The 16605-nt window shown below is 41.1% G+C and carries 21 protein-coding genes; 19 read left to right on the top strand and 2 right to left on the bottom strand.

The window, feature by feature from the left end; genetic code table 11:
- The first annotated feature begins 21 nt into the window (after window positions 1-21).
- Window positions 22-948 (top strand): bifunctional riboflavin kinase/FAD synthetase, encoded by a 927-nt coding sequence (locus ACP2AF_RS07460; RefSeq protein WP_425235608.1) that lies wholly within the window; start codon window positions 22-24, stop codon window positions 946-948.
- Window positions 948-2270, top strand: a complete 1323-nt coding sequence (locus ACP2AF_RS07455; RefSeq protein ID WP_425235607.1) for an HTTM domain-containing protein — start codon at window positions 948-950, stop codon at window positions 2268-2270. The genes ACP2AF_RS07460 and ACP2AF_RS07455 overlap by 1 nt, the downstream gene beginning before the upstream one ends.
- Before the next feature lie 10 nt (window positions 2271-2280).
- Here the strand turns inward: ACP2AF_RS07455 and ACP2AF_RS07450 are convergent, their stop codons facing one another.
- Entirely contained in the window at window positions 2281-2661 is a 381-nt protein-coding gene (locus tag ACP2AF_RS07450; RefSeq protein ID WP_425235606.1) for a VOC family protein, read from the bottom strand.
- A gap of 86 nt (window positions 2662-2747) precedes the next feature.
- Between ACP2AF_RS07450 and serS the strand changes: the two genes are divergently transcribed.
- From serS to ACP2AF_RS07365, 17 genes are all read left to right on the top strand, one after another.
- On the top strand, window positions 2748-4019 hold the full coding sequence (gene serS / locus ACP2AF_RS07445; RefSeq protein WP_425235605.1) for a serine--tRNA ligase: 1272 nt from the start codon (window positions 2748-2750) through the stop codon (window positions 4017-4019).
- 6 nt (window positions 4020-4025) lie between these two features.
- The gene (locus tag ACP2AF_RS07440; protein ID WP_425235604.1) at window positions 4026-4622 is read left to right on the top strand and encodes a DUF6434 domain-containing protein; all 597 of its coding nucleotides are present in this window, start codon (window positions 4026-4028) and stop codon (window positions 4620-4622) included.
- Between the two features lie 74 nt (window positions 4623-4696).
- Window positions 4697-6481, top strand: a complete 1785-nt coding sequence (locus tag ACP2AF_RS07435; RefSeq protein ID WP_425235603.1) for a tetratricopeptide repeat protein — start codon at window positions 4697-4699, stop codon at window positions 6479-6481.
- A 46-nt stretch (window positions 6482-6527) separates the two neighbouring features.
- Window positions 6528-6839 carry a DUF4286 family protein gene (locus ACP2AF_RS07430; protein WP_425235602.1) on the top strand — a complete coding sequence of 104 codons (312 nt, stop codon included), beginning with the start codon at window positions 6528-6530 and terminating at the stop codon, window positions 6837-6839.
- A 20-nt stretch (window positions 6840-6859) separates the two neighbouring features.
- Window positions 6860-7168 carry a gamma-glutamylcyclotransferase family protein gene (locus tag ACP2AF_RS07425; RefSeq protein WP_425235601.1) on the top strand — a complete coding sequence of 103 codons (309 nt, stop codon included), beginning with the start codon at window positions 6860-6862 and terminating at the stop codon, window positions 7166-7168.
- Between the two features lie 18 nt (window positions 7169-7186).
- Entirely contained in the window at window positions 7187-8044 is an 858-nt protein-coding gene (gene rsmA / locus ACP2AF_RS07420) for a 16S rRNA (adenine(1518)-N(6)/adenine(1519)-N(6))-dimethyltransferase RsmA (RefSeq protein WP_425235600.1), read from the top strand.
- 177 nt (window positions 8045-8221) lie between these two features.
- Window positions 8222-9574, top strand: a complete 1353-nt coding sequence (gene mgtE / locus ACP2AF_RS07415; protein WP_425235599.1) for a magnesium transporter — start codon at window positions 8222-8224, stop codon at window positions 9572-9574.
- Window positions 9575-9636: 62 nt separating this feature from the next.
- Window positions 9637-10002, top strand: coding sequence for a cupin domain-containing protein (locus ACP2AF_RS07410; protein ID WP_425235598.1), 366 nt, complete (start codon window positions 9637-9639; stop codon window positions 10000-10002).
- 8 nt (window positions 10003-10010) lie between these two features.
- On the top strand, window positions 10011-10952 hold the full coding sequence (locus ACP2AF_RS07405) for a 2-hydroxyacid dehydrogenase (protein ID WP_425235597.1): 942 nt from the start codon (window positions 10011-10013) through the stop codon (window positions 10950-10952).
- 9 nt (window positions 10953-10961) lie between these two features.
- The gene (locus tag ACP2AF_RS07400) at window positions 10962-11378 is read left to right on the top strand and encodes a response regulator transcription factor (protein ID WP_425235596.1); all 417 of its coding nucleotides are present in this window, start codon (window positions 10962-10964) and stop codon (window positions 11376-11378) included.
- Window positions 11379-11475: 97 nt separating this feature from the next.
- Complete coding sequence (locus tag ACP2AF_RS07395; protein ID WP_425235595.1) at window positions 11476-11985, top strand: DUF4199 domain-containing protein; 510 nt, start codon at window positions 11476-11478, stop codon at window positions 11983-11985.
- A gap of 5 nt (window positions 11986-11990) precedes the next feature.
- Entirely contained in the window at window positions 11991-12464 is a 474-nt protein-coding gene (locus ACP2AF_RS07390) for a DUF1801 domain-containing protein (RefSeq protein ID WP_425235594.1), read from the top strand.
- Window positions 12454-12840, top strand: coding sequence for a VOC family protein (locus ACP2AF_RS07385; RefSeq protein WP_425235593.1), 387 nt, complete (start codon window positions 12454-12456; stop codon window positions 12838-12840). Before ACP2AF_RS07390 ends, ACP2AF_RS07385 begins: the two co-directional genes overlap by 11 nt.
- A gap of 53 nt (window positions 12841-12893) precedes the next feature.
- Window positions 12894-13340, top strand: a complete 447-nt coding sequence (locus ACP2AF_RS07380; RefSeq protein ID WP_425235592.1) for an NINE protein — start codon at window positions 12894-12896, stop codon at window positions 13338-13340.
- A gap of 84 nt (window positions 13341-13424) precedes the next feature.
- Window positions 13425-13748 (top strand): ArsR/SmtB family transcription factor, encoded by a 324-nt coding sequence (locus ACP2AF_RS07375; RefSeq protein ID WP_425235591.1) that lies wholly within the window; start codon window positions 13425-13427, stop codon window positions 13746-13748.
- 15 nt (window positions 13749-13763) lie between these two features.
- The gene (locus ACP2AF_RS07370; protein ID WP_425235590.1) at window positions 13764-14252 is read left to right on the top strand and encodes a DUF6428 family protein; all 489 of its coding nucleotides are present in this window, start codon (window positions 13764-13766) and stop codon (window positions 14250-14252) included.
- 9 nt (window positions 14253-14261) lie between these two features.
- The gene (locus ACP2AF_RS07365) at window positions 14262-14753 is read left to right on the top strand and encodes an N-acetyltransferase family protein (protein ID WP_425235589.1); all 492 of its coding nucleotides are present in this window, start codon (window positions 14262-14264) and stop codon (window positions 14751-14753) included.
- 1 nt (window position 14754) lies between these two features.
- On the opposite strand, the gene ACP2AF_RS07360 is transcribed toward ACP2AF_RS07365, so the two are convergent.
- Window positions 14755-16572 carry a GNAT family N-acyltransferase gene (locus ACP2AF_RS07360; protein WP_425235588.1) on the bottom strand — a complete coding sequence of 606 codons (1818 nt, stop codon included), beginning with the start codon at window positions 16570-16572 and terminating at the stop codon, window positions 14755-14757.
- Between the last annotated feature and the right edge of the window lie 33 nt (window positions 16573-16605).

Raw genomic sequence — 16605 nt, 5'->3', positions numbered from 1 at the left:
TCTTTTTATTTTTCCGATAACGTGGTTATAGCCCAAAGCATCTCCAAATACGACAAAAAGCACCCTACCGTAATTACCATCGGCACCTTCGATGGTGTACATATTGGACATCGTAAAATACTAGATCGAGTTATAAAGAATGCCCAAAAATCAAATTTAAAGTCCACGGTCCTTACTTTCTTTCCACACCCTAGGATGATCCTCCAAAAAGACTCTGACCTAAAATTATTGAACACGATCGGAGAAAAGACCAAAATACTGGAGGAATTGGGATTGGACCAACTTATCATCCACCCTTTTACCAAAGAATTTTCCCGCTTGTCCGCAACAGAGTTTGTTAGGGATATACTGGTGAACAGCCTAAAGACCAAAAAAATAATAATCGGGTACGATCATAGGTTTGGCAGAAATAGGAATGCCAACATAAATGACCTTATCACTTTTGGTAGTACCCTGGACTTTGAGGTAGAGGAAATCCCGGCACAGGAAATTGACGATGTATCCGTAAGCTCTACCAAGATAAGAAAGGCTTTGGAAGAAGGGGATATCCATACGGCAAATACCTATTTGGGTTACCCCTATATGTTAACAGGGTCCATAACCCGGGGGAAAGGCCTTGGCAGGCAGCTTAACTTTCCTACCGCCAATCTACAAATACAGGAGTCCTATAAGTTAGTCCCCAAAAACGGGGTTTATGTGGTACAGGGCCAAATAAAAGGCAAAACGGTCTCCGGGATGATGAATATAGGTTTCAATCCTACTGTTTCAGGTACCAGTAAAAGCATTGAAATCCATTTTTTTAATTTTGAAGGAGACCTTTATGATCAAACTTTGCAAGTTGATATTTTGAAACGGCTTCGGGACGAACATAAATTTGATTCTGTTGAGGATTTAAAAAAACAGCTGCAAAAGGACAAGGAAACTTCACTTTCGCTAATTTCCAGGTGATGTTGAATCGATTGTTATTTACAAGAATTGATAACTCGCCACTAATTATTTTTCGAATTTTTTTTGGGTTTCTTATTGCCGCGGAGTGCTATGGCGCAATAATGACAGGTTGGGTAAGACGCAATCTGGTAGACCCCGAATTTACCTTTAATTTCATTGGATTTGATTTCCTTCAGGTGCTTCAAGGCACTCCCATGTACGCTTATTTTTTTATAATGGGCACTTTGGGTATCTGTGTGGCCCTCGGTTACAAATATCGTTTTAGTATGATTGCCTTTACCATTTTATGGACAGGGGCCTATCTTATGCAAAAAACATCGTACAATAACCATTATTATTTGTTGATATTGATTTCTGCCTTTATGTGTCTCGTCCCGGCCAATCGCAGTCATGCACTTGATGTACGGCAAAATCCTTCGCTTAAAACGGACCGTATGTTCTGTTGGGTAAAATGGGCCGTTGTCCTTCAATTGTTCATTGTATATACCTATGCTTCCATCGCTAAATGGTACGGTGATTGGACAGACTTTGGCATCATAAAAATCTTAATGCAGGACAAAGCGGACTACTACATCATTGGTGGTTTGCTGCAGGAACGTTGGGTACACAGTGTTATAGGTGTTGTAGGGATTCTATTCGATTTGTTGATTGTACCTGCCCTACTTTGGAAACCCACAAGAAAAGCAGCTTTCTTTTTCTCCATTTTCTTTCATCTGCTCAATTCCATTGTTTTCCAAATTGGGATTTTTCCTTTTCTATCACTGGCCTTCTCCGTATTCTTTTTTGAGCCCGAGACCATTAGAAGCATCTTTTTTAAAAAGAAAAAAGCCTTTATATCCAGTACAGTTGAAATTCCAACCTATAAAAATCTCCTATTCTTTTTAGGTGGCATCTATTTTTTGGTCCAGCTTTTATTGCCTTTGCGGCACCATATTATTGAGGATGATGTGCTATGGACAGAAGAAGGGCATCGCCTTAGCTGGCGCATGATGCTACGTAGCAGGGCGGGCACCATACAGTTTAAAATTGTACACCTTGAAACCGGTATGTCAGAATTTGTAAAATTGAACGATTACCTTTCAAAAAAACAAAAAAGAAGACTAGCGGCCTACCCTGATTTCATTTGGCAATTTGCCCAATACCTCAAAAAAGAATTTGCGGAAAAAGGAGAAGACGTCTCAGTCTTTGCCGTCAATTCCAAGGTAAGCATCAATGGAAGACCTTATAGGGCATTTATAAATCCTGAAACCGATTTGGCCAATGTCCCTTGGGAACCATTGCGGCATCACGGATGGATTTTTCCCTCCGACTTAGAAGATTGATCGATTTCCTTTAAAATTTCCGGGCCCTTTGGCATAACTGTAACGGCATCCCCCATGGATCGCGAAGCATAATCAAATGACCCCCGTCCTCTTTTTTTACCTCTTCCACAAAAGATGCACCCTTGCTTTCCAACCGGAAACGATCTTCATTGGCATTTTCCGAAACAAAGGCCACATGAAAAGTTAACGGGTGTTGTTGAGAAAAATCCGGTATAGTTTCATCAGGCCGGTGGTATAATTCCATCATTACCCTTCCAGACGAATCCGCCAAAAAAGTCATAAACGGTGGTTTCTTTTGTTCGCTTACCACTTGTAGTCCCAGATGCTCCACGTACCACGTTACAATTTCATCAATTTTTTCAACGTTGAGTGCAAAATGCTCAAAAATCATAGTACGATATGTTTCATGATATCTGCCTTAAATGTATATGTTTTTAAGCAGAAGATAGTTTAAATTTGCAGCTTAAATAAAATTCGATGTTACAGCTACAAGCCATTCGAGATAGGAAAGAGGATATCATCCGCGCACTGACAAAAAGAAATATCGATGTCACTTCACTAGTGGAAAACGTACTCCATTTGGATGAAAAACGTCGTGCCCTTCAAACCCGTTTGGATGCGACCCTGGCCGAGAGCAATGCACTTTCCAAAGAAATAGGCATGCTGTTCAAGACAGGAAAAGCTCAGGAAGCTAATCTACTCAAGGAAAAAACGGGGCAATTAAAGGAAGATTCCAAGAAATTGGGAGAAGATCTAAACATAACTGCCGATGAGCTTCAAAACGTATTGTACCAGATCCCCAACGTTCCCCATGATTCCGTTCCGGCAGGAAGTACCGAAGAGGATAATGAAGAGGTCTTCAAGGAGGGGAATATTCCAACATTACAAACTGATGCTCTTCCCCACTGGGAGCTCGCCAAGAAATATGATCTAATCGATTTTGAGTTGGGTGTTAAGGTTACAGGGGCCGGTTTTCCGGTCTACAAAGGGAAGGGCGCCCGACTGCAACGGGCACTGATTTCCTATTTTCTGGACAGAAATACCGGAGCAGGCTATACGGAAATTCAGGTTCCACATCTTGTAAACGAAGCATCGGGCTATGGCACGGGGCAATTGCCGGACAAGGAAGGTCAAATGTACCACATCGGGGCAGATGACCTCTATCTTATTCCCACTGCAGAGGTACCCGTTACCAACCTGTTAAGAGGTGAGATTTTGTCCCAAAAGGATTTTCCTATCCAATACACCGCATATACCCCTTGCTTTAGAAGAGAGGCAGGCAGTTATGGAGCCCATGTTCGTGGGTTGAACAGGCTACATCAGTTTGACAAGGTGGAAATTGTTCGGGTAGAGCATCCAACCAATTCATATGAAGCTTTGGATGGGATGGTGGAACATGTAAAACAAATTCTAAGGGAATTGAAGCTACCTTATCGTATTCTAAGGCTATGCGGGGGCGATTTGGGTTTCACCTCGGCCCTTACCTATGATTTTGAAGTGTTTTCCACAGCGCAGGACCGCTGGCTGGAAATCAGCTCGGTTTCCAATTTTGAGACCTATCAGGCCAATCGACTTAAATTGCGCTACAAGGATGAAAATGGAAAAAGCCAATTGGCACATACCTTAAATGGAAGTTCTTTGGCACTCCCAAGAGTCTTGGCCGGTATTTTGGAAAATTACCAGACCCCGAGCGGCATTCAAATTCCTGAGGTTTTGGTGCCTTATTGCGGTTTCGAGGTTATTAATTAAGCAAAAATGCCCAGACCTGATTTTTCTGAAATAACCTCTGGGAAGGAATTCAATAGATGGTACTGGCTCAAGGAAGAGTTGGTGGAAATCTGCAAACAAGCACGAATACCCTACACTGGAAGAAAATTTGAACTTCAGGATCGTATTATTTTTATGTTGGATTATCCGGGCAAGCCATTACCGCCCATTAAAAAGGAAAAGGCTTCTTCAAATTTCAACTGGTCCAAGGCAAAACTAGATTTGGATACGAAAATTACGGACTCTATTTCCTTTGGGCCAAATTTCAGGAATTTTATGAAATCCGAAATTGGCCCCAAATTTTCCTGTCATAGCGACTTCATGGATTGGGTAAAATCCAACCCAGGAAAAACTTTGGAAGAAGCCATTCTTATGTGGTATGCGCTTGAGGATAGAAAAAAAGACCCAAATTTTAAACGGGCAATTGCCAAGAACAACATGATGGCCCAATATGTCCGTGATTTTCTAAAAGACAATGCAGATCAAACATTAAAGGACGCCCTTTACTTTTGGAAACTTAAAAAACAGCGCCCCACTGAAACCCGATATATTGTTTATGAAAAGACGGACGTAGAACTTTCCTAGTGCCGTTTGTCCATATTATGTTTTCCTTGACAGTTTATTATCCCTAGCTAATGTAAATTTGTTAAATTTCCATTATGAGGGTCGTATACTTCTTTATCATTTTCGGTATTTCCACAAACGCTATAGCTCAGGAGGACTTTTTGGCCAAGCAGTATTTTAACGATGGGGATTTTGAAAAAGCGGTAATTTTTTATGAAAAGTTAGTAGACAGACATCCACGCCGTACGGACTATGCCGAAGGCCTGGTAGCCTGCTATCAACAACTGGAACGTTACACCGATGTAGAAAAATTTCTTTTCCCTCAAATTCAAGCAGGAAATGCCTATCCTACCCTGCTTATTGAGCTTGGCTATAACTATACCATTCAGAACCGCAATGAAGAAGCGGTAAAGTATTACGGGGAAGCACTTAGAAAAATTGAGCAGAATCCAAATTTTGGATATGGTATCGGCTTCCGCTTTCAAAAATATGCCTTGTTGGACTATGCTCTGGAGGCTTATACCAAGGCTATGGAGCTTAATCCAAAACTGGATTACAATTATCAAATGGCCCGAATCTATGGAGAGCAAGGTGACATTGAAAAGATGTATAGCTCCTACCTGAAGCTCATAAGCGAGGGCAAGACTTCAAAATCCAATGTGCTTCGTAGTATCGATGATTTCATTACGTCGGACGCCGAGAACGAAAACAATATCAAACTCAAAAAAATCCTATTACAGAATGCACAAAAGAACCCAGATTTGCTCTGGAACGACTTGTTGAGTTGGCTTTTTGTCCAACAAAAACAATATAGAAGCGCATTCCGCCAAGAAAAAGCAATTTATAGGAGAATGGAAGGAGGTTCATTACAGCGACTTGAAAATTTAGGGAATATTGCCCTAAGGGATGATGAGCCAGAAACCGCAAAGGAAATCTTTGAATATATCGTAGCAAACACGGAGGACGAAGTTACCGGACTAAATGCAAAATTGAATTTAATAGACATCCAACTGCTAAATGCCAATAAAAAGACTTTGGGACAGGTCCAAAAGGAATATGATGAGCTTGTGGCCCTACATGGTTACAAGAGTCAGACATTGCAATTGCAGATTGCCTATGCCAATTTTTTAACCTTTAAAAAAGATACTCCAGAACCCGCTATTACCATTCTCAAAAACAGCTTGGAACTACCTTTAAATTCAAGGGGGACTGCATATATAAAGCTAGCTTTAGGCGATATCCTGGTCTATCATAAAAAATTTAACGAGGCATTGATTTATTTTACCCAGGTGCAAAAAAGCCTTAAGAACGATATTTTGGGCCAGGATGCCCGCTATAAAGTGGCGCAGACTAGTTTTTATAAGGGCGATTTTGATTGGGCATTAACCCAATTAAAAGTACTACGCGGCTCCACTTCACAACTCATTGCCAATGATGCCATGCAATTGAGCCTCTTAATATCGGATAATAGTTTGGAAGATTCCACCCAGACCGCTCTGAAGAAATATGCGCGAGCCGACTTGTTGGGCTACCAGAACAAGACCAAAGAGGCCATTGCGGAACTCAACGGAATCCTTGAAAACCATAAAGGAGAGAAAATAGAGGACGAGGCCTTATTGAAACAGGCCCAACTTCTGGAGACCCTTAAGGATTATGAGGCCGCAGAGTTCAATTACAGAAAAATCACTGAATTCTATCAGAACGATATCCTTGCGGACGATGCCCATTTTGCTTTGGGTGAGCTTTATAGAAATCATCTGGGCGAACCGGAAAAGGCAAAAGTACATTACGAAAAAATCATCTATAACTATCAGGACAGTTATTACTTCCCTCAGGCACGGAAACATTTTAGAAGGCTTCGGGGGGATTCCATTAACTAAAGTTCAAACGCAATACGAACTTGAACTTGATACTTGAAATTTTGCCATGTATATATACAATGTAACCACAAATATTGATGAGTCCGTTCATGAGGAATGGCTCCGATGGATGAAGGAAATTCATATTCCGGATGTATTGGCCACGGGAAAATTTCTGAATGCTAAAATGAGCAAAGTCTTGGTGGAAGAGGAAATGGGAGGTATAACCTATTCCGTGCAATTTACTACCTTGAATAAAGAGACCTTGGAAAAATATTATATTGAAGATGCCCCACGACTTCGGGAAGATGCCGTAAAACTATTTCCCAACAAATTTGTCTCCTTTCGAACCGAATTGGAAATTATAAGCGAACATTAAACAGATCGGACAATCAACCCATGGAATATCTCTTCACCTATGGAACCCTTCAGGAAAATGAAATTCAGTTAAATCTCTTTAAGCGCAAGTTAAAAGGGAACAAAGAAATATTGAAGGGATATTTACTTTCCAAAAATAGGGTATACGGTCGCTATCCAACGGTTTCCAAAACCCATGATACTTTGGATAGTGTTGTAGGCATGGCATACGAGCTTACTCCTTTGGAGTTAAAAAAAGCAGATGCTTATGAAGGTAAAGGGTATGAACGGCATAGGGTGGTCCTTGCTTCGGGCAAAACGGCTTGGGCTTTTATGGAACGCCTGGATTAACATAATTGTTATACCAACATGGGAAAAAAAGGGAGGAGAAAAGCACTTCATCATAAAACATTTCATTCGGAAAGTCCTGTAAAGGCTAAAAAGTACCTGGGACAGCACTTTTTAAAGGACGAAACTATTGCAAAAAAGATAGCAGAAACCTTGTCCTTGAAAGGATACCAGAAGGTGTTGGAAATCGGTCCAGGTACTGGAATACTTACAAAGTACCTTCTCCTAAGGGACTTGGAGTTGGTGGCAATGGATTTGGATCAAGAATCCATAGTTTACCTAAACCATAGCTTTCCCATGGAAAATCCGCATTTATTTGAGCAAGATGCTTCTTTTAAAATTGTGGAAGCCGATTTTCTTTCTTATGACTTAAGTCAGCTATTTGGTAAAGAGCCCTTTGCCATTACGGGGAACTTTCCCTATAACATTTCCACTCAAATTGTTTTTAAATTATTGGATATGCGTGAGCAAGTCCCTGAATTTTCAGGGATGTTCCAAAAAGAGGTAGCCCAACGTATATGTGAACAAAAAGGGAGTAAAACCTACGGAATTCTATCGGTGCTGGTACAGGCATTCTATGATGCCGTCTATTTGTTTACTGTACATCCAGAAGTATTTAATCCGCCTCCCAAAGTTCAGTCCGGTGTGCTTCGTTTGGTCCGGAAAGAAAACTTCCAATTGGAATGTGACGAGAAATTATTATTTAAAGTGGTAAAATCAGCATTTAACCAAAGGCGAAAGACCTTGCGCAATAGTTTAAAGACATTTCCACTTTCCGATACGCTAAGATCCTCCGATGTATTCAACCTAAGACCGGAGCAATTAAGTGTGGAAGACTTTATACGACTTACCCAAAGGGTCGAAGCCGATTTAACTTAATGAACAAAAGATTGTTCCAAATCCCATATTTGTAAAAACAGATCCAAAAAGAATTGGGGTTAGACAACCGTAGATATGCTCTACACGGCGACCAAGAGAAAATTGAAACTACTATACGCCTAACACATTTTTCTTTAGCTTTGCGCAGATTGCCCGTAAGAGGTACAATACAAGAGGATGACACCGTTTAAGCTTACAGAGGAGCTCTTGGCCGAAATAGAGCAGCTGATCGAGAACCAAAAGGGAACCGAGCTAGTTTCCCTAATGGCGGAGGTGCATTATGCGGATGTGGCAGAAATCATCAACGAGCTAAACGAGGACGAGGCTACTTACCTTATTAAGTTGCTCGACAGCGATAAGACCTCCGATGTACTTACTGAACTGGACGAGGATGTCCGGGAAGCTATTTTAAGCAACCTGTCCGTTAAGGAAATTGCAGGGGAACTTGAAGAACTCGATACGGATGATGCTGCGGATATTGTAGCGGAACTACCCAATGAAATTGTTCAAAAGGTTATTTCCGAAATCGAGGACAAGGAACATGCCAAAGATATTGTCGAACTTCTTCGCTATGACGAGAATTCGGCAGGTGGACTTATGGCTAAAGAACTCGTTAAGGTCAACGAGAATTGGAACGTCCTTACTTGCGTCAAGGAAATGAGGGCCCAGGCGGAAAACGTTACGCGCGTCCACTCTATTTATGTGATAGATAATGAAGGTGTTTTAAAAGGTAGGTTATCCTTAAAGGATTTATTGACCACCTCCACCACTGCCCCGATAAGGGAAGTATACATTCCTAAGGTAGATCGGGTAGATGTGAACGAAAAGCCGGAGGAGGTGGCAAAAATTATGCAAAAGTATGACCTGGAGGCCATTCCCGTAGTGGATGAAATTGGGCGTTTGGTAGGACGGATTACGATTGACGATATCGTTGACGTTATCCGGGAAGAAGCCGATAGGGATTATCAAATGGCGGCGGGTATTTCACAAGGTGTCGAGGCCGATGATAGTATTTGGGAACTGACACGAGCGCGATTGCCGTGGTTGTTTTTGGGTCTTCTTGGGGGAGTTGGCGCAGCGGCCATTATGGGAGGATTTGAGGAAATGATTGCCAAACATGCCATTCTATTCTTTTTTACACCATTGATAGCCGCTATGGCAGGGAATGTCGGGGTGCAATCCAGTGCCATTATCGTACAGGGGCTCGCCAATGATGATCTAAAAGGAAGCATAAGTAACCGTTTGATCAAGGAAATGCTCTTGGCCACTTTAAACGGTTTGATTTTGGCTGCCATTTTGCTATTGTTTACCTGGTGGTGGAACGGAAACTTTTACACCGCTTTGGCTATCTCGTTATCACTGGTCGCGGTTATTATTGTGGCCGGTATCATAGGTACTTTTATTCCACTGTTCCTGGATAAAAGAGGTATAGACCCGGCCATAGCTACTGGACCATTTATTACTACCAGTAATGATATTTTTGGTATCCTGATTTATTTTTGGATTGCCAAGTTGGTTTTAGGAATTTAGAAAGAGACCAAACCAATACATTACCTAAACTTCGAATCGAAAATCCAAATCAAAATCCGATTATGAAACCAATTAACCTAAAGGAAAAACATAACTTGTTCAACTCGCACTGGCATCCCCACCAAATCGCCATTGTAGATGATATGCAGATAATTCTCGCCAAGCTTAAAGGCGAATTTGTTTGGCATGCCCATGAAAATGAGGATGAGCTCTTTCAGGTTTTGAAAGGTACTTTGTATATGCAATTTCGAGATAGGACGGAAGTGGTGCAAGAAGGGGAGATTATTGTGGTACCTAAAGGTGTAGAGCACAATCCTATGACCAAGAACGGGGAAGTTGTACATGTGCTACTTTTCGAAAAGCTATCCACAGCACATACGGGAGGCGTCCAAGATAAATTAACAAAGACCAACTATCCAAAAATCTAATATTCATCATGAAAGTCCTCCATTTAGATACCAACCACCCCTTGCTGATAGAACAATTTGCCGGGCTAGGATTCCAAAACGACGAAGATTATACTTCTTCCAAGGTACAGGTAGAGCAACATATCCATAAATATGATGGTATTGTCCTGCGAAGTAGGTTTCGAATCGATGCCCATTTTTTAGATAAGGCAAGGAACTTAAAGTTTATCGGTAGGGTTGGAGCCGGTCTGGAAAATATTGATATAAAATATGCCAAGACCAAGGGCGTGTTTTTAGCTTCGGCGCCCGAGGGTAATCGTAATGCGGTAGGCGAACATACCTTGGGGATGCTTCTCTCCCTCTTCAACAAACTGAATAAAGCCAATATAGAAGTACGAAACGGCAAATGGGACAGGGAAGGTAATAGAGGTATAGAATTGGAGGGAAAGACTATAGGTATTATTGGTTATGGCAATATGGGAAAGGCCTTTGCCAAAAAACTACGTGGTTTTGATGTAGACGAAGTCATTTGTTATGATATCGTTGGGGGTGTGGGAGATGACAATGCAAGACAAGTGGGTATTATGGAGTTTCAACAAAAGGCAGATGTGGTAAGTCTTCACGTGCCTCAAACCAAGCTCACTACGGGTATGGTCAATACTGAATTCATCAATGCCTTTCATAACCCTTTTTGGTTGTTGAATACGGCTCGCGGAAAATGTGTAATTACCGAAGATTTGGTAACGGCCTTAAAGTCGGGTAAAGTCTTGGGGGCGGGACTGGATGTATTGGAGTACGAAAAAACTTCTTTTGAAGATATGTTTATGGACGATCAACTTCCCGAAGCTTTTCAATACCTTATTAAATCCGAAAATGTAATCCTATCTCCGCATGTCGCCGGTTGGACCATCGAGAGTAAAGAAAAACTAGCCCAGACTATAGTGGACAAAGTAAAGGAAAGATTTTGCTAAATTTAGTGCGTGAAGCGTACGGTTTTTGTCTTTTCGGCCTTGATTATAGCACTGCTTAGTCTCTTTCAACTAAGCAAGTATTCCTATCTTTCCGGAAGCACTTCCATTGAAATCATAATAGCCCTTATCGCCGTGGTATTTTTTGCCATTGGCGTATTTTTCAATAAACGAAGCTTCACTGAAAAGAACAACATATCAAAAGAAGTGGATCTCTCCAGAATAGCACAACTGGGATTGAGCAAAAGAGAGTACGAGGTACTTCTGGAAGTATCCAAAGGGTTATCCAACAAAGAAATTGCCAGTAAGCTTTTTGTTTCGGAAAGTACCATAAAGACCCATGTCTCCAACGTACTGCTAAAATTAGACGCCAACCGCAGAACACAAGCCATACAAAAGGCGAAGGAGCTTCAGATTATTCATCATTAGCATCTTATACGACAAAATAGAATGATTTTGGTACTTTAGTATGACGCTCCATTTTGTCCTAAAGACTACTTTGGCCAAAACTTTAAACTCACTGAAAATGAAAAAATCAGTTTTACGCTATGGGTTCTATGGAAGTATTACCATATGTGCCCTGTTCCTTTTTAGTTGGTTTGCGCTAAAAGGAGCTGATATGTCTACCCAGGAAATCTTGGGATATGCCTCCATGATCATTTCCCTTTCCTTTGTTTACTTTGGCATTAAACATTTTAGGGACCAGGAGAACCAAGGTAGGGTCAGCTTTAAAAAAGGGCTTATCATTGGTACTCTGATCAGTCTGATTACGGCCTTTGCCTTTGGTGTTTTGGATATTATCTATGTAAAATTTATAAATCCCGATTTCCTAACGGAGTATTATGAAGTAGTCCTAAATGAAATGAAGGAAACCCTTCCGGCCGAAGAATTCAAGCTAGAACAAGCCAGGATGGAGGCGGAAAAACAACTCTTTGCCAATCCGATGATGAATTTTTTGATTATGTTCCTTACTGTATTTGTCATCGGTTTTATCATTTCATTGATTTCTTCCCTAATTCTTCAACGAAAAAGTTAACACCAATGCAATACGAGGCCAACTCCCCGGAAGGCTATATAGCACAACTTCCGATTGAAAGACAAGCAGCCATCTCCAAATTGCGAAAAATTATTCTTAAAAACCTTCCCAAAGGTTTTGAGGAACAAATGAACTATGGCATGTTGGGATATGTAGTCCCCCATTCCATTTATCCCAGCGGCTATCATTGTGATTCCAAGATGCCGTTGCCTTTTATGAATTTAGCTTCGCAAAAGCATTATATAGCCATGTACCATATGGGCATATATTCCAAACAAGAACTCTTGGATTGGTTCAAGGAAGAATATTCTAAAACAGCGAGCACAAAACTGGATATGGGCAAAAGTTGTATCCGATTCAAGAAAATAGATGCCATACCCTATGATCTCATTGGGGAGCTATGTCAAAAAATTACGGTTGACCAATGGATCGACTTTTATGAAAATGCAATAAAAAACAGAGGAAAAAATGAAAAATAGAGTTACCGGTATTGGAGGGTTCTTTTTTAAATCCAAGAATCCTGAGACAACGAAGGAATGGTACAAAACCCATTTGGGATTAGCTACCGATCAATACGGTTGTACGTTTTGGTGGAAAGACAAGGAAGGAAATGATTGTTCTACACAATGGAGTCCCTTTAAGGAAGACACGACCTATTTTGCCCCAAGCAAGAAATCTTTTATGATGAACTTTAGGGTCGAAAATCTGAAAGAACTTTTAGAAGAATTGAAAACTGAAGGCGTTCAAATTGTTGGTAAAATAGAAGAATACGATTATGGAAAATTCGGGTGGATACTAGATCCCGAGGGAAACAAAATTGAACTTTGGGAGCCGGTAGATAAAGCATTTCTCTGATTTCTAAATAATCGTTACATTTAAGGTTATATTAACCACCAAAAACAATAGAAATGTCAGAAGAGAATAAGGATTTGGGCGACAAGGCCGAAGATGCTTTCGACGACGCCAAAGAAAAGGCCAAGGAATTTGCAGAGGATACCAAGGAAGCAGCTGGTGATTTTGCCGATGAAGCCAAAAAGACGGCCAATGAATTTGCCGATGGAGCCAAAGAAGCTATGAACAACGTCAGTGGGGACAATAAAAAAATACTCGCCGGGGTTTTGGCTATTATATTTGGATCTTTAGGAGTCCATAAATTTATTCTAGGCTATCAAAAAGAAGGTATTATTCTATTGGTTGCCACAATAATAGGCTATGCCACCATGTGTTTTGTCATAGGGAGTTTCGTTGTAATGGCCACCGCCATAGTAGGTCTCATAGAAGGTATTATCTATTTGACCAAATCCGATGAGGAGTTCTATAACACCTATCAGGTTGGGAAAAAACCGTGGTTCTAAAAAACCGAAAGGCCAAATTTTTTTGATTTGGCTTTTTTATTTCAACATATCATCGTAATATTGCAATATTACTTTTTAAATCATATGGGAGCTACTAAAACCGAGATATTCGATCTTACTCAAAATGAACTTGCCTCCTTGGCCAAGGTTTTGGCCCATCCGGCACGGGTAGCCATTCTACAATACATAAGCAAACAAGAAGGGTGTATCTGTAACGATTTGGTAGATGTCATTGGACTTTCCCAGCCTACCATTTCACAACACCTGAACGAGATAAAGAAAATTGGCTTGTTAAAAGGAACATTTGAAGGGAAAAATCTATGCTACTGTATCCACAAGGAAAAATGGGCGGAGTTGCAGCAGCTTTTCCACGCATTTTTTAATACTATAAATCAAAACTGTTGTTAAACTAAGATTAGATCTATGAAGACACAAGAATTTCTAGAGCTTTTAGAGGCACATCCAACCCAAAGTCTACTGTTTGAATACGCAGAAGGAAAAACCATTGCACCAAACTATCACATAACGGAAGTAAAGAATATAATTATAGATTCTGTTGACTGTGGAGCGGGGACCGATTTTTGGCGGGAAACCGTGGTCCAACTTTGGGAAAGCCCAAAAGAAAAAGACCGCTTGCACTATATGACAGCTCAGAAAGCAACTGATATTTTTAAAAGGGTAAGTGGTATGAAACGGATGCAACCCGACGCGGAAATAAAATTTGAATATAGCAATCCAGATTTCCATACGGCCCAGCTTTTTGTTGATGATGTGGACGTTGCTGACGAACACCTTTTGCTTAGGCTAGTGGTCGAAAAGACTAGTTGCAAGGCTCAGGAGACCTGTGGGGTACCAGCTGAAGCAAACACTAAAGAAGAGATTTGTTGCGCCCCTGAAAGCGGATGTTGTTAGTCCGTAAACATGGAGATTAGGAAAATGACAGAGGCCGATTGGCCCAAGGTTTCGGAAATCTACGCCGATGGCATCGCCACGGGCTATGCTACATTTGAAACCACTATCCCCTCCTATTCGGACTGGGACAAAGCCCATCTGGAAAAATGCAGATGGGTCGTCTGGGAAAAAGAGGATATTTTGGGATGGGCCGCTCTTTCACCTGTATCCAGCAGGTGTGTTTATGGCGGTGTAGCTGAAATTAGTGTTTATATTGGTAAGGACTTCAGAGGTTCAGGTTTAGGAGCACTATTGATGCAAACTTTAATACAACAAAGCGAAGAGATGGGCCTTTGGACTTTGCAATCCGGGATTTTTCCAGAAAACCAAGGCAGCGTTAAGCTTCATGAAAAAATGGGATTTCGATATATCGGTAAACGGGAACGGGTCGGGAAGTTAAATGGGCATTGGAAAGATAATCTTTTGTTTGAACGAAGGAGCAAGACCGTTGGGGTAGATTAAATTAGGGAACCTCTGTAGAATTCGCCTCTGTAAGTTTTCGTTCCAGTTCTGCTTGAAACTCTTCCATTACCGGTTTCACTGTACTTTCAGGCAGGTCTGCAATTTTAATATACATTAGGCCGTCCACCGAATTATTGAACAATGGATCCACATTGAACGCAACTACCTTGGCATTTTGTTTGATATATTTCTTGATGAGTACCGGCAATCGTAAATCCCCGGGCTCTACCTCATTGATCAAACGATCAAACTTATTGAGATCGGCCTCCGTTTCATCAAAAACAAATTCCTTATCCGCATCCTTTAATTTTACCTTGAACTCTTTTTTGGGACGAACGTACTGTGCCACGTAAGGATCCCAATAATTACTTTTCATAAACTCGATCATCAGAGATTTGGAAAAGTTGGAAAACTGGTTGCTTATACTTACCCCGCCAATCAAATATTTATGCTCCGGATGTCTCAAGGTGGTATGTACAATGCCTTTCCACAGAAGAAACAAAGGCATTGGTTTTTGTTGATAGGCCTTTACAATATAGGCCCTTCCCATCTCTATGGATTGCTGCATCATGGCAAAAAGCTCCGGTTCAAACCTAAAAAGATCTTGCAGATAAAAACCATCAATACCATATTTAGAAAAAATCTCGGAACCCATGCCCATACGGTAGGCCCCCACTATGGTTTTTTCTTTACAGTCCCATAAAAATAAGTGGTGGTAATAGGCGTCAAACTCATCCAAATCTATAGAGTTATTGGTTCCCTCACCTATAGCACGGAACGTAACCTCTCGTTGCCTTCCAATTTCCTGAAGGATAAAAGGCATATCCTGAGCTTTTGCCAAAAAAACCTCATAATTCTTGCTTTGCAGCATCCTACCGTCCTTTTCCCTTAACCTTTCTATTTCACCTAATATTACTTCGGTCCTAACAGCCGTAGCAATACGTTTGGGGGGTTTGGGTATTTTTAAGGTTGTAGGTATTTGATCAATCAGACGTTCCTTCTCATAGGCATGGGAAAGGATATAGGTCTTTTTCCTTAGAAGTTCAGTGAATTCATCCAAAGTTTCCTGATCCTCTTGGGTATCCACCGATATCGGTTGCCCTATCCGTACCTTTATAGGGCGATTGCCTTGAGTGGTCAATTCCGAAGGCAATTTGGCCGTTCGGAAAGCATCATTGATCTTGGACAACCTATAGAACAATCTGCTGTTCTTGGCATGAAAATATATGGGAACGACCGGAACTTTTGCCTTTCTGATCAACTTGATCGCCGCCTCTTCCCAAGGCTTGTCCACAATCAGTTTTCCATCCCTATATGTAGATACTTCCCCAGCCGGGAAAATCCCCATGGGATGCCCATCATCCAAATGCTTTAAGGCATTCTTGAATCCAAGAATACTATTTTTGGCATCCTTATGGTTTTCAAAAGGGTTAACCGGCATGATGTAGGGCTCCAAAGGTTTAATACGGTGCAACAGAAAATTGGCGATAATCTTAAAATCGGTTCTTTGCTGCAACATCAATTTCAACAAAAGAATACCGTCAAACCCTCCTAAGGGATGGTTGCTAATGGTTATATAGGCCCCATCTTTGGGTAAGCGCTTAAAGTCGTCTTCCGGAATTTCAAAATCTATTTGATAATGGGCGAGGAGGGCGTCCAAAAATTCAGGCCCCGAAAGATGCTTGTAGGCATCATAGGTCCTATTAATACTGGATATTCTGGTGACCTTCATTAAAACCCATCCCATAAAAGTGCCCAAGAACCCATACTTATCCAAATTGACTGCCTTGGCCACCTCTTTCGCGGTCACTAAACCCATATCATAAAAAAATTAGGTAACCGTAAATATAGG

Origin of the sequence: Ulvibacterium sp. (assembly GCF_965248315.1) — a bacterium.
In the GTDB taxonomy this organism is placed as follows: Bacteria; Bacteroidota; Bacteroidia; order Flavobacteriales; family Flavobacteriaceae; genus Ulvibacterium.
The sequence above is the reverse complement of the archived record's forward strand: the minus strand, read 5'-3'. Positions and strand labels throughout refer to the sequence as shown.